Here is a 23,162-nt window from a genome sequence, read left to right as displayed (position 1 = left end):
GATGTGAATTCCGCCGGTCACGACAGGACGGCGGCGATGAAGTCGCGGGTGCGCGCCTCGCGCGGGCTGCCCAGCACCTGCTGCGGCGGGCCCATCTCGACGATCCGGCCGCGGTCCATGAACACGACGCGGTTCGCCACCTCGCGGGCGAAGCCCAGCTCGTGCGTCACCACGATCATGGTCATGCCGCTGGCGGCGAGGTCGCGCATCACCGCCAGCACCTCGCCCACCAGCTCGGGGTCGAGGGCCGAGGTCGGCTCGTCGAACAGCATCAGCTTCGGCTTCATCGCCAGAGCGCGGGCGATGGCGATGCGCTGCTGCTGTCCACCGGACAGCTCGGCCGGATAGGCGTCGCGCTTGTCGGCCAGGCCGACGCGCTGCAGCAGCGTCATGGCCTCAGCCACCGCCTCGGCCTTCGGCCGCTTCTGCACCGTGACCGGGCCTTCGATGATGTTGGCCAGCACGGTCATGTGCGCGAACAGGTTGAAGCGCTGGAACACCATGCCGCTGGCCAGGCGCTGGCGCGCCACCTCGCGGTCGGTCAGGGCATAGAGCGCGTCGCCGTCGCGGCGGAAGCCGGCCAGCTCGCCGTCGACCCAGACGGCGCCGCCGTCGACGCTCTCCAGCTGGTTGATGCAGCGCAGCAGCGTGCTCTTGCCCGAGCCGGACGGGCCGATGATGCACAGCACCTCGCCCCGCTCGACCTGCAGCGACACGCCCTGCAGCGCGTGCAGCGACCCGAAATGCTTGTGGACATCGGCGGCGACCACCATCGGCGGCATGGCTCAGGCCTCCTTCGGCTGGTCGACGAAGGTCCGCCTGCGGGTGCTGCCGCCGCGGCCGCGGGCGAAGTGCTTCTCCAGGAAGTGCTGGCCGATGCTGAGCAGCGTGACTACGACCAGGTACCAGATCGCGGCGACGATCAGCAGCTCGATCACCCGGGCGTTGGCGTAGTAGATGGTCTGGGCGTTGCGCAGGATCTCGGCGTATTGGATGACGCTGGCGACCGAGGTCAGCTTGACCATGCTGATCACCTCGTTGCCGACCGGCGGGATGATCACCCGCATCGCCTGCGGCAGCACGATCCGGCGCAGCGCCACCAGCCGGGTCATGCCGATCGCCTTGGCCGCCTCGGTCTGGCCGAGATCGACCGACAGGATGCCGCCGCGCACCACCTCGGCCGTGTAGGCGCCCTGGTTGATGCCGAGGCCCAAGAGCGTCGCCACGAAGGGCGTCATCACCTCGACCGTCCGCGCCTCGAACAGGCCGGGGATGCCGATCACCGGGAACACCAGCGCCAGGTTGAACCACAGCAGCAGCTGCAGCAGCAGCGGCGTGCCGCGGAAGAACCAGATGTAGCCGACCGCGACCGCCTTCAGCACCGGGTTGGGCGACATCACCATGATGGCGAAGAGGACGCCGAGCGCGATGCCCAGCGCCATGGCGCAGGCCGTCATCAGGATGGTGTTGACCAGGCCCGACAGGATCGCCGGGGCGGTGAGGAACTGTCCGACCACCGGCCAGGCGATCTGGCCCTCGGCGAAGGCCTTCACGATCGCCGCCAGGGCCAGCAGGATCAGCGCCGCCGCGACCCAGCGGCCATAGTGCCGGCGCGGCACGTGGCGGAGATGGGCGATGGAATAGGTCGTGTCGGTCATCGCTGCCCCCTCCCTCACTCAGGCCCGCGGACCGCTGTAGGCCCGGGCCCAGCTGCCCTGCTCGACCAGCAGCTCGCGCAGCCGCGCCAGCTGCTCGCGCACCCGGTCGGGCGCGGTGCCGCCATGGCCGCTGCGAGCGGCCACCGCCGCCTCCGGCGTCAGGCAGGACCGGATCTCCGGCGCCAGCCGCGGATCGATCGCCGCCAGGTCGGTATCCTCCAGATCCTCCAACCCGATGCCGCGGTCCTCGCAGCGGCGGACCAGGGCGCCGGTGATCTCATGCGCCTCGGCGAAGGGCACGCCGCGCCGGGCCAGCCAGTCCGCCACCTCGGTCGCCAAGGTGAAGCCCTCGACCGACTGGCGCCGCAGAGTCTCGATATTCACCCGCATGGTCCGCACCATCCCGGCCATGGCCGGCAGAACGGCGTCGAGCGTGTCGACCGCCTCGAAGGCTGCGCGCTTGTCCTCGACCAGGTCGCGGTTGTAGGCGAAGGGCAGCCCCTTCAGCGCTGTCAGCATCGCCGTCAACCCGCCGATCAGCCGGGCGGCGCGGCCGCGCGTCAGCTCGGCGATGTCGGCGTTCTTCTTCTGCGGCATGATCGAGGAGCCGGTGGCGTAGGCATCGTCCAGCTCCACCCAGCGGAACTGGCGCGACGACCACAGGAACACCTCCTCCGCCAGCCGCGAGAGGTGCACCGACAGCATCGCGGCGACGAACAGGAACTCCGCCACATGGTCACGGCTGCCGACGGCATCGATCGAGTTCTCGCAGGGGCCGTCATAGCCGAGCTCGGCGGCCGACAGGTCCGGTCGCAGGGCGATGGCGGAGCCGGCCAGCGCCGCGGCGCCGAGCGGCGAGCGGGCGCTGCGCCGGTCCCAGTCCTGCAGCCGCTCGATGTCGCGGGCGAAGGTCTGGGCATGGGCCAGCAGCTGGTGGGCGAAGGTGACCGGCTGGGCCGGCTGCAGATGGGTGAAGCCCGGCGCCAGCGTTTCGACATGCGCCTCGGCCTGTGCCACCAGCGCCTGCTGCAGCGTCAGGACATGGCCGGCCAGGCGGCGGGCGACGTCGCGCAGGTATAGCTTCAGGTCGTTGGCCGCCTGGTCGTTGCGCGACCGGCCGGCGCGCAGCTTGCCGCCGAGCGGGCCGAGCCGCTCGGTCAGCGCGCGCTCGAGGAAGGTGTGGACGTCCTCGTCGGCGTCGTTCGGGGCCACCGCACCGGTGGCGACGTCGCGCGCCAGCTCGGCCAGCGCCGCCGCGACCGTCTCGCCCTCGGCCCCGGTCAGGATGCCGGTGCGCACCAGCTCGCGCGCATGCGCGGCCGAGGCGGCGAGGTCGTAGGGCGCCAGACGGAAATGGCTGGGGTCGGAGCGCGACAGGGCCATCAGCTCCGGCGCGGGCGCGGCGCGGAAGCGGGCGCCCCAGAGGCGGGTCGGTTCGGTCATGCTTGCCCCCTGTTCAGGGGCCGGATGCTGGCAACCCGCGGGGGAAGCCACAATGGAAATGATTTCCCCGGGATAGTCGGAAATGGAATATCGTGCGCGCCAGTCCAAACGGTCATAGCCGGAGACATGCCGCCGAGCCCCCTGCCCTCCACCACCGCGCTGCGCGTCTTGGCCGCGCTGGTCGAGCACGGCTCGGCCTCCGAGGCGGCGAAGAGCGTGAACCTGACGCAGAGCGCGGTCAGCAAGCAGCTGCGCACCCTGGAGGAGATCGCCGGCATGCCGCTGTTCACCCGCACCGGCCGCGGCCTGGTGCCGACCGAGGCCGGGCGGATCTTCGTCACCCAGGCGCGGATCGCGCTGGGCGCGCTGGAGATCGCGGCGGGGCGCATCGCGGCGCTGCGCGGATCGCCCAACGTGATCCGGCTGCATGTCCTGCCGATCCTGGGCGACCGCTGGCTGGTGCCGCGCCTGTCGCAGCTGGCCAGGGCGCGGCCGGAGCTGGATGTGCAGTTCACCACCCAGGCCACCGGCGACACGATCGAGGAGGCCGATGGCGTGTTCCGCTTCGGCGAGGGCGACTGGCCGGGCCAGCAGCAGGCGGACTATCTGTTCGGCCGCAACGTCGCCCTGGTCGGGGCGCCGTCGCTGCTGGCCCGGATGGGCGGCATCCGGACGGCGGAGGATGTGCGCCGCTACACCGTTCTGGACCACCGCCACACGCCGCTGCGCTGGAGCGAGTTCGCCGAGGCGCAGGGGCTGGCCGAGTTCGCGCCGGCGCATATGGTGCATTTCGGCTTCTACGCGCTGGTGATCCGCGCCGCCATCGCCGGCCAGGGCCTGGCCCTGGTGCCGCGCTGCCTGATCGAGGAGGAATTGCTGACCGGGCGGTTGGTCAATCCGGAAGGGCTCGGCTTCCACAGCCGGCACGGCTATTGGTTCACCGTGCCGGCCGACCGGACGCCGCGCCCCGGCCTGGTCGCCTTCCGCGACTGGCTGCTCGACGAGGCGCAGAGGCTGGGGCCGGACTTATAGGAGAGCGGCTGCGCCCACCCTAAGATCGTCATGGCGAGGCGCGCAGCGCCGTGGCCATCCAGGGCCGGTGCGAGCGGCCCTGGATGGCCACGCCCCTTCGGGGCTCGCCATGACGGTTGTGGGATATGGTTACCAAAGCACAACAGGACCGAGACCAAAGGGAGAACGCCATGAATCCCGTCATCGACCGCCATGAATGGGCCGAGGACCCGAGCGCTGGCACGGCGAGATCCAGCTCGGCCGCTACGGCGCCGGGGTCTCGGTGATCTTCTTCGACCGGGCCGAGCCGGGCGGCGGGCCGAAGCTGCACCGCCACCCCTATCCCGAGACCTTCATCATCCGGGAGGGCCGTGCCCGGTTCACGCTGGGCGCCCGAGAGATCCTGGCCGAGGCCGGGCAGATCGTGGTGGTGCCGCCGAACACGCCGCACAAATTCACCAATGCCGGCCCCGGCCCGCTGCAGACCATCGACATCCACGAGAACGGCACCTTCATCACCGAATGGCTCGAATGAGCCGATCGCGCTGGCCGAAGCCGGCCAGGGCCGCTAGGACAGACGGACGAAAGATGTGAGGCGACCGGCATGGATGCGCGTGTGCAGGGTTTGACGATCAAGGCGCCGGGCCGCCCGCTGATCGGCCGGGTCACCCCGCCGGGGTCGAAATCGATCACCAACCGCGTCCTGCTGCTGGCGGCGCTGGCCCGCGGCACCAGCCGCCTGACCGGGGCGCTGAAGAGCGACGATACGAAGCTGATGGCCCAGGCCCTGCGCGCCATGGGCGTGGCGATCGACGAGCCGGACGACACCAGCTTCACGGTCACCGGCACCGGTCGGCTGCAGGCGCCGGCCGAACCGCTGTTCCTGGGCAATGCCGGCACGGCGACGCGCTTCCTGACCGCGGCGGTGACCATGGTCGACGGCACCGTGGTGGTGGATGGCGACGCGCATATGCGCAAGCGGCCGATCGGGCCGCTGGTGCAGGCGCTGCGCTCACTGGGCATCGACGTCACCGACACCAACGGCTGCCCGCCGGTCACGGTGCGCGGCCGCGGCCCCTTCGCCGCCGGCCGGGTCGAGATCGATGGCGGCCTGTCCAGCCAGTACATCTCCGCCCTGCTGATGGCCGCGGCCTGCGGCACCGGGCCGGTGGAGATGGCGCTGACCGGCAAGGAGATCGGCGCCCGCGGCTATGTCGACCTGACGGTCGCGGCGATGCGGGCCTTCGGCGCCGAGGTCGAGCAGCTCGACGAGGCGACCTGGCGGGTGCAGCCGACCGGCTACCGCGCCGTCGACCACCGGATCGAACCCGACGCCTCGGCCGCGACCTATCTGTGGGGCGCCGAGGTGCTGACCGGCGGCGCCATCGATCTGGGCGTGCCGGCCGAGGCCTTCACCCAGCCCGACGCCAAGGCGCAGGCGCTGATCGCGCGGTTCCCGCATCTGCCGGCCGTGATCGACGGGTCGCAGATGCAGGATGCGGTGCCGACGCTGGCGGTGCTGGCGGCGTTCAACCAGACCCCGGTGCGCTTCACCGGAATCGCCAATCTCCGGGTCAAGGAATGCGACCGCGTCGCCGCGCTGGCGACCGAGCTGTCACGCATCCGCCCTGGCCTCGGCCGCGAGGAGGGCGACGACCTGATCGTGGCCTCGGACCCCGCCCTGGCCGGCCAGGTGCTGCCGACCCGGATCGAGACCTATGCCGACCACCGCATCGCCATGAGCTTCGCGCTCGCCGGGCTGAAGATCGGCGGCATCACCATTCTCGACCCCGGCTGCGTCGCCAAGACCTATCCTGGCTACTGGGATGCGCTGGCCTCGCTGGGTGTCACCTACGACGAGGTGGCCTGACCGGTCGATCGGTCAAAGATACGGCGCACCATCGCGAACAGCCGGCCGTCGAGGGCGATCAGGCCGAGCGCGATCAGCGCCATGCCGAGCCAGGCGCGCAGCGACAGGGCCTCGGCGAGCACGAGGTGGCCGAGCAGCATCGCGCTGGGCGGGATCAGCAGCGTCACCAGCGCCGTGTTGGTGGCGCCGACCCGCGACAGCAGCCGGAAATAGAGGACATAGGCGAGAGCGGTGCTGAGCAGCGCGAGGCCGATCAGCGACAGCACCGTGCCCCAGCCCGGCGCCGGCAGGGTCCAGGGCCGGTCGACGAGGCAGACCACCGGCAGCATCATGATGCTGGTGGCGCCGACCTGGCCGGTGGCGGTGACCACCGGCGGCAGGGCGCGGAAGCGGCGGCCGAAGATCCCGGCGAAGGCGTAGGACAGGGCGGCGCCGAGCACGGCAAGCTGGGCCACGACCTCTCCCCCGAGCCCGCCCAGCGCCTGCGGGCCGATCATCACCCCCACCCCGGCGAGGCCGAGCAGCACGCCCGCGAGCCGCCGCGGCGTCAGCTTCTCGTCGGCGGTCAGGACATGGGCGACCAGCACGGTGAACAGCGGCGTGGTGGCGTTGAGGATGGCGGCGAGCCCGCTGCCGATCCGGATCTGGCCCCAGAAGATCAGGCTGAACGGGATCAGGTTGTTCAGCAGCCCCATGCCGAAGAAGGCGGCCCAGACCCGCCGGTCTCGCGGCATGGCCTGGCCGATCAGTCGCAGCACCAGCAGAAGGGCGACGGCCGCCAGCCCGACCCGGACCAGGACGATGCTCAGCGGCGGCACCTCGGCCACCGCCACCCTGGCGAAGAAGAACGACCCGCCCCAGACGACCGACAGGGCGATCAGCAGCAGCCAGTCGGCGAGGTCCATGGGCGGCGGCGCTGCGGGGCGCGGGAGGCGCGGAGAGGTGGAGGCCATAGTCCTGTTCTCGCCGCAGCCGCGGGCCTGTGCCACCCGGATCTTGCGGTGAAATTGCGCTGCGTGCCGAGGCCCCGCCTGGCGATGAGAGTTGGCCGGTGGTTATCCTTCTCCTCACCTGAACCGGCACATGCGGCCCGTCCGGAGGTGCGCCGGCCGCAGGCTTCATGTCGGGATTAAGCAAATTAACACTCACGGAAATTTACTTTCCAGCGCGATATTTCTTATTTTCTTCAGGCCGGTTCTAAAATCATTCTTGCAAGTATGCACTATCCGACAGATACATCAGTCAAATCAGCACTCGATACCGCAGATCCGAAACACAGATTTTCTATAGTCCGGCGAGGCAATTTCGAATCCACCATTCCGAGAGAGTAACGACCGTCGATCCGGACCGCCAACAGCGCGCCCCCTGCCCTGCTGATCCTGCCGTTCCGACCAGGCGGCCGCCCGCCACCGATACGCGGCGCGGTCGAGGAGAGTTTTGATGATGAGTTTGCTCGCCAAAGCCGAGACGTATCTGGACAGTCATCCGAACGCCGCCATCGCCGTGGCCGTGGCCGCGGCCCTTCTGGCCCTGGCCGCCTGGCTGTGGGGACCGGCGCTGCTGACGTCGCGACACAAATACGAGTCGCGCAAGGAGCGCGCCGAGGACGCAGATCGCTACCGCCGCAACATCGGGCAGCTGCTCACCGTCCCCATCCTGGTCATCGCTGCCCTCTACACCCTGCACCAGGCGGCCCGGGCCGCGCGCGAGAGCGCCGAGAAGAGCCACCAGGAGAAGTACAGCTACGGCTTCGAGGCCCTGGCGAGCGACACCATCGCCACGCGGCTGAACGGGATCCATGCCCTGGCGCAGCAGATGGGCGGCGATCGCCCGGATGTGCTCTGCCCCGACGGCAACCAGAAACCCCTGTCCTCGAACGGCGGCAGGGCCGCCCCCGCCGCGAATGCCCCCGTCTCCTCCATCGAGAACCAGCTCTATCGGGTGGCGCTGGAAGGCATCGCCGCCCATGCCGTCGCCTCTTCCCATCTCGCGCAGACAGACGGAGAGACGGCCCGCCGGGCGCAGGAAGAGGTATCGCACGAGGTGGCGATCAACGCTGACACCCAAGCGGCCCTCGCCGTCATCGCCCTGCGCGGCTGCGAGCCCTATACCAAGGAAGTGCCGCTCAACCTGTCGCGCGGATATTTCCGCGGCGCCGCCATGGCCTACGCCCAGCTGATCCGGTCCGACCTGCGGAGCTCAGATCTCTCGGCGTCCGAGCTGTACCTGGCGAATTTCTATTGGGCGAGCCTGGACAAGGCCGATTTCGGCGGGTCGAACCTGACGCGGGCGAGCTTCGCGAACGCGTCCCTGGCGGGGGCGAATTTCGGGCCCGACGAGAATCTCGCCTCCCCCGGGCTGCCCCGGCTGCCCCATCTGCGGACGCAGCTCGGCGGTGCCCAGATCGTCACCGCCAACGCGCAGGGGGCCAATTTCTGGTGCGCGATGATGAATGACGCCCGTCTCGACGACTCGCAGCTCGGCGGGGCGGATTTCGGGCGCGCCACGCTCAGCCGGGCCACGTTCCTGGGTGCCAAGGGGGTGGGCGCCAGGTTCAACGCCGCATGCGCCCCCAGGACGAATTTTTCCGATCTCCCCTCGATCTCCACCCCCAGCCGCACTCAGGCGCGGCGATCCGATTTCTCCGGGGCCGATTTCTCCGACGGCTTCTTCCGGTCGGCCCGGTTCGACAACGCCCATCTGCGGGACGCGATCTTCGTCCGGGCCGATCTGACGGAGGCCAGCTTCGTGAACACGGACCTGAGCAATGCGGATTTCCGCGGCGCGAACCTGACCGGAGCCAAGTTCGACGGGGCGAACCTGACCGGCGTCAAGATGGGGGGCGCCCTCATCTGCAACGTCAGCGGCCTGCCGGAGACGGTCGCGCCCGAGAATTGCGGGGCGCTGTTCCTGCCCCTCGAGGCCGGCCGGTTCGGGGAGGGCTGCCTTCCGGCGGTCGAGGCGGGCATCGGACCGAACAAGCAGTGCCCCTATGAAAGGGGCACGGCGGTCGAGGTGGCCGGCCCGATCGCGGCCAACTGAACCCGGGGGGGCCGGCGTCAGCCCGCCAGCGGCCGCTCGAATTCCGTGCGGATCGCGAATTCGCGCCAGCCGGCCCGGCGGAAGGCGTTGGCCATCGGCGTGTTGCGGGTGTCGGCATCGGCCTTGACCGGCCAGCGGCCGATGCGGGCCAGCGTCGCCGTCCCGCGCGCCAGGAGGGTGTGGATGTGGCCGCGCCCACGTTTCTCCGGCACCACGCCGACATAGCCGATCGTCGCCATGCTGGGCGCCAGCGCCGGCATCACCAGCCCGACCAGCGTGCCGTCCGGCTCACAGGCCAGCTCCCACCAGCCCGGCTCGTGCTCCAGCCCCTGCATATCGGCGAAGATGTCCTCGTCGCCGATGCGGCGGTCGAGCGTGCCGGCCGTCACCCGGTCGGTCGCGGCGCGGAACGCGGCCTCCCCCACCTCCGCCATCGACCGGAAGACCAGCCCACCGGCCGCCGACGGGGCGGGCGTGCCCGGATCGAGCTCGAAGCGGACGGTCTCGCGGAGGATCGCGAAGCCGCTGCCGGTCAACAGCGCGCGGCGCCGGTCCGGCTCGGCCTGCCACTGCGGCGCCTGAAGCGGCGTGTCGAGGACATGGCCCAGCGCCCCGGCGCCGAGCGACCGCGCCCGGTCCGCCGCCTGCCGCAGCATCGCAGCGCCGATCGCCTCGGCCTCCGGCGCCGACCAGGGCAGGTCGAACAGGACGATGTCGCTGGGCGCCGCCGACCCCGGCAGGGTCCAGAAGGCGATACGGCCGACGGCCTGTCCGTCCCGCTCGGCTAGGAAGCACCAGTCCCGGCGCAACGCGCCCTTTCCGAGCAGGTCGTCGACATAGCGCCGCACGTCGTCCAGATGAGCCGGGTCAGTGGCGGCGGAGACGAAGGCGGCGAGCTCGCCCTCGGCGATCGGGCGCAGATGGATCTCGGATGTCACGTCGGTGTCAGCCTCCGGCCGTGATCACGATCGACTCCGCTGAGCGCGCCGCCGGGCCGTGATACACCGCCTCGATGTTGTTGCCGTCGGGATCGAGCGCGAAGGCGCCGTAATAGCCCGGATGATAGTGCCGCTCGCCCGGCCCACCATTGTCGCGGCCGCCGGCGGCCAGCGCCGCGGCGTGGAAGCGGTGGACGGTGTCGCGGTCGGCGGCCTGGAACGCCAGATGGACGTGGCTGATCGCCTCGCCCGGGCTGACGAACAGCTCGTCCGAGGTGAAGAAACCCGGCCCCTCACGGGTGATGCCGCGGCCGACCGCGGCCAGCACCGCGGCGTAAAAGCGCCTGCTGGCCTCGAGGTCGCGCACCACCAAGTGGACGTGGTCGATCAGCCGGCCCTGATGGAACTGCATCGTCTCCTCCCCTTGATATCGGCCCGTCAGGCGCTCCGGCCCTCGATCACCTCGAAATGCTCGACCTCCGGGTCGAAGCGGGTGAGGAAGTCGCGGTCGCGCGGGTAGTAGCGGGCCTTCCCGTAGTCCTCGCCGGCGAAGGCCTTGATCGCCTCCACCGACTCCCACATCGTCAGGGTCAGGAACTCCACCTCCTCGCCCTTGTCCTGGCACAGCAGCCAGACGCCGCGGTTGCCCGGCGTCTTCGCGTAGTCGTCGAGGCCGGTCTCCCGCAGATAGGCGACATAGGCGTCCTTCTTCGCCTTCGGCACCGGGCCGCGCCACATGCGTGCAATCATGTCGGGTCCTCCCCTCGGGTCAGGTCCAAGCGGACGATCGGCCGGGTCGGGCTGCGCCGCGCCACCTCGCGGAAGCCGAGGTCGAGGAAGGGGCGCAGCACGCCGGTGTAGATCTCGCCCGATCCCAAATGCCGCGCGGCGTCGATCGGATAGGCTTCCAGCGCCGGGGCGCCGCGCGACCGCGCCAGTCGCGCCGCCGCCGCGACCAGCGGGCGCAGGAGGCCGGTGCGGCGATGCGCCTTGGCGGTGACGAAGCAGGTGATCGACCAGACCGGCAGGCCGTCGACCGGCGCCAGGTTGCGCGACCGGACCAGCCGCGGCTGGTCCGGTCGCGGGGCGACGCCGCACCAGGCAACGGGGCCGCCGTCGCGATAGCCGATCAGCCCCAGCGGCTCGCCGGCCTCGACCAGGCTGCGGAACAGGGCGCGATTGCTGCCGTCCCGCATCCCGGCCCGGAAGTCCCGGCGTTCCCGACGCCAGAAGGCACACCAGCAGCGATTGGCATCGGCGCATTCTGCGAACACCGCCTCGACATCGCCGAGCCGGTCCGGCGTCACCGGCCGGCATTCGAGCGTCGCGTCGCGATCGGTTGTCGGCATCCCTAACCCCCGTACCGGTTGGCCGACGATGCCGGGCTTGCCCCGGAGAAGTCAACCGGTAGGATGGTTAGGCGATGCAGACCCAGGCCCCCTCCTACGCGCTGCGGCCGCCGAAGCGGATCGGCGGCTCGCTCAGCCTCGACTTCGTCAACACCGAGATGTGGCGCGGCGACGTCCCGCAGCGCGGCGAACGGTTGACCAGCTATGGCGAGCTGGCCCTGTGGGCCGGCCATCTCGGCATCCTCGATCGGGCGGGGGTCCGCCGGCTGACGCAGGAGGCGGGGCAGCGCCCGGAGGCCGCGGCCGCGGTGCTGGCCACGGCGCTGCGCCTGCGCGCGGCGCTGGGCCGGATCCTGACGGCGCCGGGCGGCGCCTCAGGGGACGATCTCGCGGTGCTGAACGCCCTCCTGGCCCGGGCCCCGATCCGCACCGGCCTCGCGCCGACCAGGGCCGGCTTCGCCTGGACCATGAGCGAGACCGATCCGCTGGAGCAGCCGCTGTGGCCGGTGGTGTGGGACGCGGCCGAGCTCTTGGTCTCCGGCCGCGCCGAACGGGTCGGCAGCTGCTCCGACCCCGACTGCGCCTGGGTGTTCCTCGACACCTCGCGCAACCGCAGCCGGCGCTGGTGCTCGATGGCCGATTGCGGCAACCGGCACAAGGCGCGGCGGCACTATGAACGGACCCGCAGCCCGGCTGCGAGCTAGCCGATCGACGCGCGCACGATCTTGCCCTGACCGTCGACCTCCACGGTCAGGCGGTCGGCGCGGAAATCCATGGTCACCGGCTCGCCCGGCCGGACGACTCGCAGCATCAGGCCCTTCAGCTTGTCGAGCTCGGCCTGGGACACGGGCGGCTGCGGCTCCGTGCCGGCCGGCGATGCCGCCTGGCTGCGGGCGCAGGCCGCGGCGAGGCCGCCAGCAGCGCCGGCCACGGCAAGCCCGAGAAGATGGCGGCGGGAGGATTCGGTGCTCATGCTGCCTCGCATTCCTGATCCGATCGGCCGGTGATGGCGCGGAAAAAAGGCGACGTCGTGACGCGCTTTACGTTCCAGCTGGAGGAAGCTTCAGATTCGCGTCAACGCCGACCGAACGAGGTTCCGACCGTGACCGCCCTGACCCGCCGCCGCTTCCTGTCCGGTGCCGCAGCATCAGCCCTTGGCGCCGTGCTGACCGGCACCTTGCCCCGACTCGCTCGCGCCGCTGCGCCCACCGAGCTGACCATCGGCACCCGCAGCCTGGAGGTGGTGGGGCGGCCGGCCACGGTGTTCGGCATCATGCAGCCGGATGGCGCCCATGGCCTGCAGGCCACGGCCGGCGACGCCTTCCGGGTGCGGCTGGCCAATGCGCTGTCCGAGCCGTCGCTGGTGCATTGGCACGGGCTGACGCCGCCCTGGCGCCAGGACGGCGTGCCCGGCGTGACCCAGGACCCGCTGCCGCCGGGCGCCGGCATCGATTACGACTTCCCGCTGACCCGCCCGGGCACCTACTGGATGCATTCCCATCTCGGGCTGCAGGAACAGGCGCTGCTGGCGGCGCCGCTGATCATTGCCGACCCGGCCGAGGCCGGGCTGGACGAGCAGCAGGTCGTGCTGATGCTGCACGATTTCAGCTTCCGCGACCCGGCCGAGATCATGGCCGGGCTGCGCGGCGGCCAGGGCCACGGCATGGCGGGGATGGATCACGGCGGCATGAATCAGGGAATGGCCGGCATGGACCACAGCGGCCACGGCATGGGCGCGACTCAGGCCATGCCGGGGATGCAGCACGGCATGCCGGGCGGCATGGCCATGGACCTGAACGACGTCGAATACGACGCCTATCTGGCCAATGACCGCACCCTGGCCGACCCGGAGGTGGTGCGGGTGGAGCGCGACGGCCGGGTGCGGCTGCGCATCATCAACGGCGCCGCGGCCACCAACTTCCACATCGATCTCGGCCCCGTGGAGGGCACGCTGGTGGCGGTCGACGGCCAACCGGTCGCGCCGGTGACCGGCCGGCGTTTCCCGATCGCGCTGGCCCAGCGCCTCGACATCCGCCTCACCGTCCCCGCCGGCCAGGCGCTGCCGGTGCTGGCGCTGCGCGAGGGCGACCGGCAGCGCACCGGCCTGGTGCTGGCCGCCCCCGGTGCCGCGGTCACGCGCATCGCCGAGCTGGGCGAGGAGAAGACGGCGCCGCTGGACCTCGCGCTGGAGTCGCGGCTGCGGACGACGCAGCCGCTGTCGGCGCGGCCGGCCGACCGGCGCCTGGCGGTCGAGCTGGGCGGCGACATGGCGAGCTATGTCTGGACCCTGAACGGCAAGGTGCACGGCCAGGACACGCCGCTGTCGGTGCGGCGCGGCGAGCGGGTGGAGATCGTCATGACCAACCCGTCGATGATGGCCCATCCGATGCATCTGCACGGCCACCATTTCCAGGTGGTGGCGATCGACGGCACGCCGCTGTCCGGCGCCCTGCGCGACACGGTGCTGGTGCCGCCGGGGAAGGCCGTCACCATCGCCTTCGACGCCGACAATCCCGGCCGCTGGGTCTTCCACTGCCATCACCTCTACCACATGGAGGGCGGCATGATGACGACGGTGGAGTACGAGGGGATCGGCTAAGTCCCATCCATACGCCGTCATCGCGAGGAGCGAAGCGACGCGGCGATCCAGCGGCTCGATTCCTGGATGGCCACGCCCCTTCGGGGCACGCCATGACGGTTCGGAGGCGGAGCGGTCGTGGAGGCTTCTAGACCGCCTCCGCCACCTCGGCCTGCAGCCAGTCGCGGAACAGGCGGATCTTGCACACCGAGCCCTGCCCGGGCGCGTGCAGCAGGTAATAGGCGCTGGCGGGCTGCATGGTGTGGTCGAGCGGCTGCACCAGACGGCCGGCGGCGACGTCGCCGCGCGCCAGGAACAGCGGCAGCAGCGCCAGCCCCATGCCGGCCGCCGCCGCCTCGGCCAGCATGAAGAAATGCTCGAAGCCGGGGGAGCCCGAGACGTCGGGCGGCGCCAGGCCGAGCGAGGCGAAATACTCGGCCCAGGCCGCGGGCCGGGTGGTGTGCACCAGCAGGCGATGGTCGCGCAGATCGGCGGGTCCGGCGATCGCACCGTGCCGGCGCAGCAGCTCGGGCGCGCAGAACACGCCAACGGTCTCGTTCATCAGCAGCGTCGCCTCCGCCCCCGGCCAGCTGCCGGTGCCGTTGCGCAGCGCCAGGTCGATCGGGTCGGCGCCGAAATCGATGACCTCCTCCGACGCCGATAGGTCGACCTGGATCTCGGGATGGCGCTCGTGGAAGCGCGGCAGGCGCGGCACCAGCCAGCGCAGGGCGAAGGTCGGCAGCACGCTGAGCGACAGGATGCCGTCGCGCTCCGGCCGCCGCAGGGCGCGGGTGGCGGCGGCAATCTGCGCCAGCGCGTCCGCGACCCGGGCGTGATAGGCGGCGCCGGCGGGCGTCAGCTCGATACCGCGGCCGACCCGGCGGAACAGGGGCGTGGCGAGTTCCGCCTCCAGCGCCTGCACCGCGCGGCTGACCGCGCCCTGGGTCACCCCCAACTCCTCCGCCGCCGCGGTCAGGTTCAGATGCCGCCCCGCCGCGGCGAAGCTGCGGATCCCGTTCAGCGACGGCAGCCGGTCCGTGACCGGCCGGCGATATCCATGAGCGGAGCTCATCGATCCGGGATCCTTTCTCGATTGTCGGGCTGCAGACTCTCCGCTTAATTCCGGCCCCGGCGCAAGGGGCGCCCGACGACCTTCAGCAAGGACCCATGAGAATGGTGATGCCGTTTCATATCGCTTTCCCGGTGCGGGACCTGGCCGCCGCGCGCCATTTCTACGGCACCGTTCTCGGCTGCCCCGAGGGCCGCAGCTCCGACAGCTGGATCGACTTCGACCTCTACGGGCACCAGATCGTCGCCCATCTGAAGCCGGCCCCCGAAGGCGAGGAGGCCCTGCACCACAATCCGGTCGACGGCCACGACGTGCCGGTGCCGCATTTCGGCGTGGTGCTGGAGATGTCGGATTGGGAAGTCCTGGCCGAGCGCCTGAAGGCGGCAGGCATCCGCTTCGTGATCGAGCCCTATGTCCGCTTCAAGGGACAGGTGGGCGAGCAGGCGACGATGTTCTTCCTCGACCCGTCCGGCAATGCGCTGGAATTCAAGGCCTTCGCCGACATGGGCCAGCTCTTCGCCAAATAGCGCTCCGAGGTCAGGCGGCGGGAGAATCCGGCCAGGCCGCCGCCTCGGCCAGCAGCCGGATCACCTCTTCGTCGGTGGTCTGGGTGAAATCGTCGTAGAACCGGCCGACCGCGCCGAAGAAATGCGGCGCCGAAAGGCAGACCACGTCGTCCGCCAGCTGGGACAACGTCTGCAGCACGTCCGGCGGCGCCACCGGCACCGCGAGCACCAGCCGGGCCGGCTGCGCCGCCGCCAGCCCCTGCAGGGCCGCGGTCACGGTGCCGCCGGTGGCGATGCCGTCATCGACCAGGATCACGGTGTGGCCGGCAATGGAGGGCGCCGGCCGGTCACCGCGGTAGAGGCGCCGCCGGCGCTCGATCTCGACCAGCTGGCGCTCGGTCTCCGCCTCGACATAGCCGGGGCGCGGCGCCACCTCGCGCATGACTGCGTCGTTCAGCACCACCCGCGGATTCTTCCCGTCGATCACCGCGCCGATCCCCAGCTCGGGATAGCCCGGCGCCCCGATCTTGCGCACGAGGAGGACATCGAGCGGCGCCGCCAGCGCCCGCGCCACCTCGAACGCCACCGGCACCCCACCGCGCGGCAGCGCCAGCACGATCGGGTGGGCGTCGCGATACCGGGCGAGCGCCCCGGCAAGCCGCCGCCCGGCCTCCGTCCGGTCCCGGAACCGCATCGCCGACATGATCATCCTCCGCCTCTCGCCGCCAGATAGCGGCCGAACCAGAGCGTCGCCTGCCGCACCACCTGGTCGAGCGTGCCCGGCTCCTCGAACAGATGGCCGGCGCCCGGCACCACGACCAGCTCCTTCTCCCCTGGCAGCCGTTCATAGGCCTCGCGGTTGAGCTCGAGCACCTGTTCGTCGAGGCTGCCGACCAGCAGCAGTGTCGGCGCCCGCACCCGTTCGAGGGCGCTGCCCGCCAGATCCGGCCGGCCGCCACGCGACACCACGGCGTGGACCCGGGCCGCACCCTTCGCCGCCGCCACCAGCGCCGCGGCGGCCCCGGTGCTGGCGCCGAAATAGCCGACATGCAGCGCCGAGGTCTCGGCCGCCCGCGCCGCCCAGTCGGTGGCGAGGTCGAGCCGTTCCGCCAGCAGCGGGATGTCGAAGATATTGGCGCGATCCCGCTCCTCCTCCGGGGACAGGAGGTCGAGCAGCAGCGTGGCGAGGCCGGCCGAGCGCAGCCCGGCCGCGACATGGTTGTTTCGCGGGCTGTGCCGGCCGCTGCCGCTGCCATGGGCGAAGATCACCAGGCCCTCGGACCGGTTCTTCGGCATGCCGAGCAGCCCCTGCAGACGTTGGGGGCCGATCTCGACGGGATGGACGATGTCGCGTGTCATGGTCAAAGCCCGAACGGATAGGTGTCCGGCACGCCCTGCGGCCGGGCGGGGCCCAGAGGCGTCACCGCCTGCGTCTCCTCGAACCAGACATAGGCGTCGAACTGTTCGGCCAGCACGGCCGGGAAGTAATGGCTCGCCAGCTCCGATTCCGGCCGGTAGACGACGCCGATCGCACGCTCAAGCAGGACGCCGGACAGCGCTGCGGTCAGGGTGGGATGGGCGAGGCCGCGCCAATCGGTCAGCGATCGGGAGAGGCGGGAGCGGCGGAAGGCGTGCTCCCAGCTGTCCGGACGGGCCGGGCGGACGGTCTTGATCTCCATCGGCTCGTCCCAGTCGGACGCCGCCGCCACCGTGCCGCGGGCGGTGCCGAAGCCGATCAGCACGGCATCCTCGCCGTAGGCGGTGCGGCAGAGCTCGCCGATGTTGAACTCGCCCTGCCAGCCCATTCCGGTCGCCGCGGCATTGCCGATATGCGAGTTGTGCGCCCACACCACTGCCTTCGCCCCCTCGCCGCCGGCGGCGAGCAGGGCCTGAAGCGTCTCGAACATGTGCCGGTCGCGCAGGTTCCAGGACTCGGTCGAGCCGCGATACATCAGGCGGTAATACTGCTCGGCCGCGCGGACGATGCGGGCGTTCTGCGCCGCGTCGAAATGGGCCTCGCCGTCGAGCTCCGCCAAGCGGCTGTCGAGCAGCGCCCGCAGCTGGGCCACCGCCTCGTCCTCACACGGCTCCTGGCGGCCTGTCAGCACCGCCCGGCCGTAACGCGCCGGCTCGCCCTGCCACGGCGTCAGGCAGGCGTAGCGCCGCCGCGCCTCGGCCGCGGCCTCCGGGTCGACCCGGTCGAGATAGCGCAGCACCGCCTCGATCGACGCGCCCAGGCTGTAGACGTCGAGGCCGCGGAACGCGACCCGGCATTCGGCCGGCCGCGCCTCGTTGAAGGCGCGCAGCCACTCTGCGAACTCCAGCACCTCGGCGTTGCGCCACATCCAGGTCGGGAAGCGGGCGAAGGCCTGCTCACGCGACGGCTCGGGCGAGAGATGCCGGACATAGCGGTCGATGCGGGCGGCGTCGGGCCAGTCCGCCTCGACCGCGACGATGGAGAAGCCGTGCTCGGCCACCAGCATGCGGGTGATGGCGGCACGTGCCCGGTAGAATTCGGCGGTGCCGTGGGTGGCCTCGCCGAGCAGCAGGACCCGGGCGTCGCCGAAGCGACGGAACGGCGCGCCGAATGCCTCGGCATTGTCCGGCGAGGGAATCGGCTCGCCGTGCCGGCTCAGCTGAGCCACGACATCGGCCTGGGCCTCGGCCCGGGCGCGTTCGGACACTCTCGGATCGGCCATCGCTGTCTCCGTTCGATCCGCCGGACCGGGCCGTCAGAGCCAGAACCGGGCCAGCAGGACGAAGAGGACGAGGAGAACCAGCCCGGCGATGAAGATCACGCGCTGTGTGCGGGTGCGCAGGATGATCTCGCCCTGACGCGCCTTCTCCGCCGGATAGGCCGGCGGCTCCCGCTTTCGGGGATCCTGATCCGGCATGCGGTCCTCGCTCGCTCATCTGGGCAACAGGAGGCGGCGGAGGAAGTTCCGGCGGTCGCGGAGCGAGAGATGCCTAGTGACGGGAGCCTTCGGGCGGCGGGCCGGCAGCCAGGAGTTGAGCGCGGGCGGCCGCGATGCGCCTGGCCCGCTCCGCTTCGAGCTTCTCGCGCCGGCGCCGGTACTGCTGGCGCAGCTTGTGTGACTGGGCGACGGCCCGGAGCACCTGGTCAGAGAGCTGCATGAAGCGGTCGCAGGTCTCCATGAGCTTGTCGGGCTCCTTCGACAGAGCCTCGGCCTCCGCCATGCAGCTCTCGGCCAGCTCATGCAGCGATTGCATTCGTCGCTCGAGCCGCACCAGCTCCGGATCGGACGCGATGGTGAGGGCGATGGCGGGCGGCTTGGCTCCGGTCATGAACAAATCATGAACGGAATGCATCGTGGCGTCAAGCCCTGCGCGCCGGGGCTAGCCGGCCGCCGCCGGCCGCCGCGCCGGCCACAGGCGCCAGCCGAGCGTCACCGCCAGGCTGGCCAGCGCGATCAGCCCCATGCCGGCTGCCTGCTCCAGCCCCAGGCGGTGGCCGTAGACCAGCCAGTCGCTGAGGATCGCCGAGGCCGGGTAGACGAAGGCGAGCACCGCGATCACCGGCGTCGGCAGCTTCGGATAGGCGGCGTACATCAGCACATAGACCAGGCCGGTGTGGACGGCGCCGAGCCCGACCAGCCAGCCCCAGGGGCCGGGCGTCGCCGGCATCTCCGCGACGCCGACGAAGGGCGCCAGCAGCAGGATGCCGGTGGCGGCGTGGATCATCGCCGTCAGATGCGGCCGCACCCCGCGCAGCGCCTTGGTCGACAGCACCGTGCCGGTGTAGAGCAGCGAGGCCAGCACGGCGAGGCCGGCGCCGAGCAGCCGTCCCGGCTCCACCCCCTCGGACCCGATGCCGGTGGCCAGGGCCAGCCCGGCGAAGGCGAGGACGATCCAGCCCAGCTTCTGGCCGCTGAGCCGCTCGCCGAACAGCACGGCGCCCGCCAGCACCACCCAGAAGGGCTGGACGTGGTAGACGATGGTGGCGAAGGCGATCGAGGTGTGGCGGATCGCGGCGAAGAACGCGACCCAGTTCAGCACGATGCAGACGCTGCCGAACAGGATTAGGCCCCATTGGTGCGGGGACAACCGCAGGTCGCGCAGCCAGCCGCGGGCGGCGCAGAAGGCCACTAGGACCAGCGCCCCGAAGACGCAGCGGAAGAACACCGCGTTGATCGGCCCCTGCCCCGATTCCTCCATGAACACGCCGACGGTGCCGACCACCGCCATGCCCAGGCTAAGCTGCAGGATCCCCGTCCGCCGTTCCGCCGCCGTCTCGATGCCCATCGTCGCCTCCACGATCCGATGGAGGGACGCTGCGCCCAGAGCGCCCTTCAATCAAACGAATAGATTTGAAGACGGCCATCACATGGATTTATGATCCGGCCATGGACAGACGGCTCGATCTGGACGTGCTGCGCACCCTGGTGGCGATCGCCGAGGGCGGCAGCTTCAGCTTGGCCGCGTCGCGGGTCGGGCGCACCCAGTCGGCGGTCAGCATGCAGGTGCGGCGGCTGGAGGAGGCCGTCGGCAAGCGGCTGTTCGACCGCAGCAGCCGACAGGTGCGGCTGACCCCGGCCGGCGAGAGCCTGCTGGGCCACGCCCGGCGGATGCTGCGGCTGGAGGAGGAGGCCTGGGCGGCGCTGGTCGAGCCCGATCTGCGCGGCCGGGTGCAGCTCGGCATCCCCGACGACTACGCCTATTCGCTGCTGCCGCCGATCCTGTCGCGCTTCGCCGCCAGCCACCCCCAGGTCGAGGTCGAGCTGATCTGCGAGCAGACGACCTTCCTGGACCGGCGCCTCGCCGCCGGCGAGATCGACCTTGCCGTCATCACCCGTGGGCCGGGCCGCGACGGCGAGCTGCTGCGGCGTGAGCCGCTGGTCTGGTTCGGGTCGCCGGACCACGACCCGCATCTGGAGGATCCGCTGCCGGTGGCGCTGTACGAGCCCGGCTGCGTCGCCCGCGGCGTCACCCTGGAGGCGCTGGCCGCGACGCAGCGCCGCCACCGCATCGCCTATTCGAGCCCCAGCCTGGTCGGCCTCCTGGCCGTGGTGCGCGCCGGCCTGGCCGTGGCGGTGGTGGTGGAGTGCAGCCTGCCGCCCGGGATGCGGGTGCTGGGCGAGCGCGACGGGCTGCCGCCCCTGCCGGCACTGGAGATCGGCCTGGCCTGGGGCGCGCGGCCGCGGACGCCCGCGGTGACCCGGCTGGCGGAGCAGATCCACGGCGCCATCGGCCGGCCGGAGGCGCTGGCGGCGTGAGCACCGGTCAGGGCACGGCCCAGGCCTTGCCGTCCGTGGCCTGGCAACCATGGGGCGGCAGGCCGTTGCCGAAATGCGCCTTCAGCTGGGCGCAGCCCCAGTCGCGCAGCGGCGCCGGCATATGGCTGTTCAGCGCGATTCCGATCTCGTCAAAGGGGCTCTCGGTGTTGGTGACGTAGCGATACCAGGTGAAGCCGGACACGACGGCGGCGCCGATCACGACGCCGATCAGCACGCTGAGAAGCTTGCCCATTCTCGATTTCCTGTTGCGAAGCGAAGCGATTCGGGAGTCTCTCTGATGGGAAGCCAGTCCCGCGGCGGCCGCAAGGCACGATTGTCGCGGCCACGGGTTGATGGTGCAATCTGCGTGGGCTTGCTGCGCTGATCGAGGGGGATCGGATGCGTCGTTTCACCGGACTGATCGTGATCGTCGTCCTGGTCGTGCTGGTGGCCCTGTGGGGCGGCAGCGCCTACAACCGCTTCCTGGCGGGCGACGAGACCGTCAAGGCCGCCTGGTCCGAGGTGCTGAACCAATACCAGCGCCGGGCCGACCTGGTGCCGAACCTGGTCGAATCCGTCAAGGGCTACGCCGGCCAGGAGAGGGACGTGCTGACCCAGGTGACCGAGGCGCGGGCCAAGGTCGGCAGCATCCAGGTGACGCCGGAGACGCTGAACGATCCGGCGGCGCTGCAGAAGTTCCAGGCGGCACAGGGTGAGCTGTCCTCCGCCCTGTCGCGCCTGCTGGTGGTCACCGAGAACTACCCGCAGCTCAAATCCGACGCCCTGTTCCGGGACCTGATGACGCAGCTGGAAGGCACCGAGAACCGGATCACCACGGCGCGCAACCGCTCGATCCAGGCGGTGCAGGAGTACAATGTCGGCGTCCGCCGCTTCCCCGGCAACCTGCTGGCCGGCGTCCTCGGCTTCTCCGCCAAGCCCAATTTCAGCGTCGAGAACGAGGCCGCGATCTCGACCGCGCCCAAGGTCGATTTCGGGAATTCGTCGGCCCCGAAGCCTTGAGGCTCACAGCCCTGAGCATGGCCGCGATGCTGCGCCGGCTGGCCCTCCCGTGCTGGCTGCTGATCTTCGCCGTGGCCCCGGCGCCGGCGCAGCAGTCGGTCGCGGTGCCGCAGCTGAGCGAACGCGTCACCGACCTGACCCGCACCCTGTCCGCTGCCGAGCGGCAGGCGCTGGAGACCAAGCTGGCGGAGGTCGAGCGGCGCAAGGGCGCGCAGATCGCCATCCTGATCGTGCCGACCACCGGCGCCGACACCGTCGAGCAATATGCCCGGCGCGTCTTCGACCAGTGGCGGCTGGGGCGCAAGGGCGTCGACGACGGGGTGCTGCTGCTGGTCGCCAAGGACGACCGCACCGTGCGGATCGAGCCCGGCTACGGCCTGGAAGGCGCGATCCCGGACATCACCGCCGGCCGCATCATCCGCGAGCAGATCGCGCCGGCGTTCCGCCAGGGGGACTATGCCGGCGGCCTGGGCAATGCGGTCGACAGCCTGATCCGGCTGATCGACGGCGAGCCGCTGCCGCCGCCCCCGCCCGAGAGCCGATCATCGGACAACGCCCCGCAGGACATCTTCCAGATCGTCATCCTGGCGATCATCGGCGGCGTCGTGGTCCGCGGCTTTCTTCGCGCCGCCGGGCTGCCGATGCCGCTGCCCGTCGGCGGCAGCGCGCTCGTCGCCGGCGGCATCGGCTGGGCGCTGTCCGGCCTGATCTTCTTCGGCGCGTTCTGCGCCATCGGCGCGGTGATCCTGGGCGGGATCGGCGGCAGCTTCGGCGGGCCGGGCGGCACCTACAGCTCGCGCCGCGGGTCCGGGGGCTTCGGCGGCGGTTTCGGTGGAGGCTTCGGCGGCGGATCGCGCGGAGGCGGTTTCGGCGGCGGTTCGGGCGGAGGTGGCTTCAGCGGCGGCGGCGGATCGAGCGGAGGCGGTGGTGCATCCGGGAGTTGGTAGAGCCCTGCGGCGGCTGCGTCCCGTCGCCGAATGGCATGGCCAGCGGCTGCTGCGCCGGCATTTCGGGCCGGCGGTGATGGCCCGGCTGCACGAGGCGATCCGCGGCAGCGAGCGCGGGCACCTGGGCGAGATCGTGGTCGCGGTCGAAGCCGCCGCCCCGCCGCATATCCGCGACAGCCGCGAACGGGCGCTGGAGGTGTTCGGCCGCCTCAGGGTCTGGGACACGGCGCAGGCGACCGGCGTGCTGCTGTACCTGCTGCTGGCCGACCACAGGATCGAGATCGTCGCCGACCGCGGCGTCACCGCCCGGGTCGACGACGCGGTCTGGCCGCGGATCTGCGCCGCGCTGCGCGACCGGTTCCAGGCGGGGCGGTACGAGGAGGGCGTGCTGGAGGCGCTGGCCGCCATCGAGGCCGAGCTGCTGCGGGCCTGGCCGGCGCCGCCCGGCGAAGCCAACGCCGAGGAGCTGCCGGACGGCCCGGTCATCCTGTGAACCG

28 protein-coding genes are annotated in these 23,162 nt (G+C 71.2%); 11 read left to right on the top strand and 17 right to left on the bottom strand.

Annotation, left to right across the window (positions count from 1 at the left end; translation table 11 throughout):
• Nucleotides 1-17: 17 nt before the first annotated feature.
• From KXR53_RS02825 to argH, 3 genes are read right to left on the bottom strand one after another with little or no spacing between them, the layout of a single operon-like run.
• On the bottom strand, nt 18-782 hold the full coding sequence (locus KXR53_RS02825) for an amino acid ABC transporter ATP-binding protein (RefSeq protein WP_437373179.1): 765 nt from the start codon (nt 780-782) through the stop codon (nt 18-20).
• A gap of 3 nt (nt 783-785) precedes the next feature.
• Nucleotides 786-1,658, bottom strand: coding sequence for an amino acid ABC transporter permease (locus KXR53_RS02820; RefSeq protein WP_437373177.1), 873 nt, complete (start codon nt 1,656-1,658; stop codon nt 786-788).
• Nucleotides 1,659-1,676: 18 nt separating this feature from the next.
• Nucleotides 1,677-3,101 carry an argininosuccinate lyase gene (argH, locus tag KXR53_RS02815; RefSeq protein WP_437373176.1) on the bottom strand — a complete coding sequence of 475 codons (1,425 nt, stop codon included), beginning with the start codon at nt 3,099-3,101 and terminating at the stop codon, nt 1,677-1,679.
• A 126-nt stretch (nt 3,102-3,227) separates the two neighbouring features.
• Here argH and KXR53_RS02810 point away from each other — a divergent pair, with 126 nt between their 5' ends.
• From KXR53_RS02810 to aroA, 3 genes are all read left to right on the top strand, one after another.
• Nucleotides 3,228-4,133 (top strand): LysR substrate-binding domain-containing protein, encoded by a 906-nt coding sequence (locus KXR53_RS02810; RefSeq protein ID WP_437373175.1) that lies wholly within the window; start codon nt 3,228-3,230, stop codon nt 4,131-4,133.
• Nucleotides 4,134-4,329: 196 nt separating this feature from the next.
• Nucleotides 4,330-4,647, top strand: coding sequence for a cupin domain-containing protein (locus tag KXR53_RS02805; protein WP_437373173.1), 318 nt, complete (start codon nt 4,330-4,332; stop codon nt 4,645-4,647).
• A 69-nt stretch (nt 4,648-4,716) separates the two neighbouring features.
• Nucleotides 4,717-5,982: a 3-phosphoshikimate 1-carboxyvinyltransferase gene (gene aroA, locus KXR53_RS02800; protein ID WP_437373171.1), complete on the top strand. Its 1,266-nt coding sequence runs from the start codon at nt 4,717-4,719 to the stop codon at nt 5,980-5,982.
• On the opposite strand, the gene KXR53_RS02795 is transcribed toward aroA, so the two are convergent.
• Nucleotides 5,964-6,887 carry a DMT family transporter gene (locus tag KXR53_RS02795; protein ID WP_437373170.1) on the bottom strand — a complete coding sequence of 308 codons (924 nt, stop codon included), beginning with the start codon at nt 6,885-6,887 and terminating at the stop codon, nt 5,964-5,966. The genes aroA and KXR53_RS02795 overlap by 19 nt on opposite strands.
• 535 nt (nt 6,888-7,422) lie before the next feature.
• Here KXR53_RS02795 and KXR53_RS02790 point away from each other — a divergent pair.
• Nucleotides 7,423-9,024, top strand: coding sequence for a pentapeptide repeat-containing protein (locus KXR53_RS02790; RefSeq protein WP_437373169.1), 1,602 nt, complete (start codon nt 7,423-7,425; stop codon nt 9,022-9,024).
• A gap of 17 nt (nt 9,025-9,041) precedes the next feature.
• Here KXR53_RS02790 and KXR53_RS02785 read toward each other — a convergent pair whose 3' ends face one another.
• The 4 genes from KXR53_RS02785 to KXR53_RS02770 are packed head-to-tail and all read right to left on the bottom strand — an operon-like array spanning nt 9,042 to nt 11,311.
• A complete protein-coding gene (locus KXR53_RS02785; protein ID WP_437373168.1) occupies nt 9,042-9,962 on the bottom strand; it encodes a hypothetical protein in 921 nt (306 codons plus the stop codon).
• Nucleotides 9,963-9,969: 7 nt separating this feature from the next.
• Nucleotides 9,970-10,374, bottom strand: a complete 405-nt coding sequence (locus KXR53_RS02780) for a VOC family protein (protein WP_437373167.1) — start codon at nt 10,372-10,374, stop codon at nt 9,970-9,972.
• Between the two features lie 26 nt (nt 10,375-10,400).
• Nucleotides 10,401-10,712 carry an antibiotic biosynthesis monooxygenase family protein gene (locus KXR53_RS02775; protein WP_437373166.1) on the bottom strand — a complete coding sequence of 104 codons (312 nt, stop codon included), beginning with the start codon at nt 10,710-10,712 and terminating at the stop codon, nt 10,401-10,403.
• Entirely contained in the window at nt 10,709-11,311 is a 603-nt protein-coding gene (locus KXR53_RS02770) for a GNAT family N-acetyltransferase (RefSeq protein WP_437373164.1), read from the bottom strand. Before KXR53_RS02770 ends, KXR53_RS02775 begins: the two co-directional genes overlap by 4 nt.
• Before the next feature lie 74 nt (nt 11,312-11,385).
• Between KXR53_RS02770 and KXR53_RS02765 the strand changes: the two genes are divergently transcribed.
• A complete protein-coding gene (locus KXR53_RS02765) occupies nt 11,386-12,015 on the top strand; it encodes a CGNR zinc finger domain-containing protein (protein ID WP_437373162.1) in 630 nt (209 codons plus the stop codon).
• Here KXR53_RS02765 and KXR53_RS02760 read toward each other — a convergent pair.
• Nucleotides 12,012-12,284 (bottom strand): I78 family peptidase inhibitor, encoded by a 273-nt coding sequence (locus tag KXR53_RS02760; protein WP_437373161.1) that lies wholly within the window; start codon nt 12,282-12,284, stop codon nt 12,012-12,014. The two genes, KXR53_RS02765 and KXR53_RS02760, sit on opposite strands and share 4 nt — an antisense overlap.
• A gap of 129 nt (nt 12,285-12,413) precedes the next feature.
• Between KXR53_RS02760 and KXR53_RS02755 the strand changes: the two genes are divergently transcribed.
• Nucleotides 12,414-13,910, top strand: coding sequence for a multicopper oxidase family protein (locus tag KXR53_RS02755; protein ID WP_437373160.1), 1,497 nt, complete (start codon nt 12,414-12,416; stop codon nt 13,908-13,910).
• A gap of 127 nt (nt 13,911-14,037) precedes the next feature.
• Here the strand turns inward: KXR53_RS02755 and gcvA are convergent, their stop codons facing one another.
• The gene (gene gcvA / locus KXR53_RS02750) at nt 14,038-14,961 is read right to left on the bottom strand and encodes a transcriptional regulator GcvA (RefSeq protein ID WP_437373158.1); all 924 of its coding nucleotides are present in this window, start codon (nt 14,959-14,961) and stop codon (nt 14,038-14,040) included.
• Nucleotides 14,962-15,056: 95 nt separating this feature from the next.
• Between gcvA and KXR53_RS02745 the strand changes: the two genes are divergently transcribed.
• Nucleotides 15,057-15,485, top strand: coding sequence for a VOC family protein (locus KXR53_RS02745; protein WP_437373157.1), 429 nt, complete (start codon nt 15,057-15,059; stop codon nt 15,483-15,485).
• A gap of 10 nt (nt 15,486-15,495) precedes the next feature.
• On the opposite strand, the gene KXR53_RS02740 is transcribed toward KXR53_RS02745, so the two are convergent.
• The 6 genes from KXR53_RS02740 to KXR53_RS02715 form a co-directional block, all read right to left on the bottom strand.
• On the bottom strand, nt 15,496-16,167 hold the full coding sequence (locus KXR53_RS02740) for a phosphoribosyltransferase (RefSeq protein ID WP_437373155.1): 672 nt from the start codon (nt 16,165-16,167) through the stop codon (nt 15,496-15,498).
• Between the two features lie 2 nt (nt 16,168-16,169).
• Entirely contained in the window at nt 16,170-16,823 is a 654-nt protein-coding gene (locus KXR53_RS02735) for a dienelactone hydrolase family protein (protein WP_437373154.1), read from the bottom strand.
• A gap of 2 nt (nt 16,824-16,825) precedes the next feature.
• On the bottom strand, nt 16,826-18,163 hold the full coding sequence (locus tag KXR53_RS02730) for an erythromycin esterase family protein (RefSeq protein ID WP_437373152.1): 1,338 nt from the start codon (nt 18,161-18,163) through the stop codon (nt 16,826-16,828).
• Between the two features lie 33 nt (nt 18,164-18,196).
• Nucleotides 18,197-18,358, bottom strand: a complete 162-nt coding sequence (locus KXR53_RS02725) for a hypothetical protein (protein ID WP_437373151.1) — start codon at nt 18,356-18,358, stop codon at nt 18,197-18,199.
• 73 nt (nt 18,359-18,431) lie between these two features.
• On the bottom strand, nt 18,432-18,770 hold the full coding sequence (locus KXR53_RS02720; RefSeq protein ID WP_437373149.1) for a hypothetical protein: 339 nt from the start codon (nt 18,768-18,770) through the stop codon (nt 18,432-18,434).
• A 51-nt stretch (nt 18,771-18,821) separates the two neighbouring features.
• Nucleotides 18,822-19,727, bottom strand: coding sequence for a DMT family transporter (locus KXR53_RS02715; RefSeq protein ID WP_437373147.1), 906 nt, complete (start codon nt 19,725-19,727; stop codon nt 18,822-18,824).
• A 101-nt stretch (nt 19,728-19,828) separates the two neighbouring features.
• Here KXR53_RS02715 and KXR53_RS02710 point away from each other — a divergent pair, with 101 nt between their 5' ends.
• Nucleotides 19,829-20,698 (top strand): LysR substrate-binding domain-containing protein, encoded by an 870-nt coding sequence (locus KXR53_RS02710; RefSeq protein ID WP_437373145.1) that lies wholly within the window; start codon nt 19,829-19,831, stop codon nt 20,696-20,698.
• A 7-nt stretch (nt 20,699-20,705) separates the two neighbouring features.
• Here KXR53_RS02710 and KXR53_RS02705 read toward each other — a convergent pair whose 3' ends face one another.
• Nucleotides 20,706-20,951, bottom strand: a complete 246-nt coding sequence (locus KXR53_RS02705) for a hypothetical protein (protein ID WP_437373143.1) — start codon at nt 20,949-20,951, stop codon at nt 20,706-20,708.
• Nucleotides 20,952-21,097: 146 nt separating this feature from the next.
• Between KXR53_RS02705 and KXR53_RS02700 the strand changes: the two genes are divergently transcribed.
• The 3 genes from KXR53_RS02700 to KXR53_RS02690 are packed head-to-tail and all read left to right on the top strand — an operon-like array spanning nt 21,098 to nt 23,158.
• Entirely contained in the window at nt 21,098-21,718 is a 621-nt protein-coding gene (locus tag KXR53_RS02700; RefSeq protein WP_437373141.1) for a LemA family protein, read from the top strand.
• Nucleotides 21,719-21,735: 17 nt separating this feature from the next.
• Nucleotides 21,736-22,665, top strand: a complete 930-nt coding sequence (locus tag KXR53_RS02695) for a TPM domain-containing protein (RefSeq protein WP_437373139.1) — start codon at nt 21,736-21,738, stop codon at nt 22,663-22,665.
• Nucleotides 22,646-23,158, top strand: a complete 513-nt coding sequence (locus KXR53_RS02690; protein ID WP_437373137.1) for a TPM domain-containing protein — start codon at nt 22,646-22,648, stop codon at nt 23,156-23,158. The genes KXR53_RS02695 and KXR53_RS02690 overlap by 20 nt, the downstream gene beginning before the upstream one ends.
• Nucleotides 23,159-23,162 lie beyond the last annotated feature (4 nt).

The organism is Inquilinus limosus (assembly GCF_051487185.1).
In the GTDB taxonomy this organism is placed as follows: domain Bacteria; phylum Pseudomonadota; class Alphaproteobacteria; order DSM-16000; family Inquilinaceae; genus Inquilinus; species Inquilinus limosus_F.
This window is presented reverse-complemented; position numbering and strand designations above follow the sequence as displayed.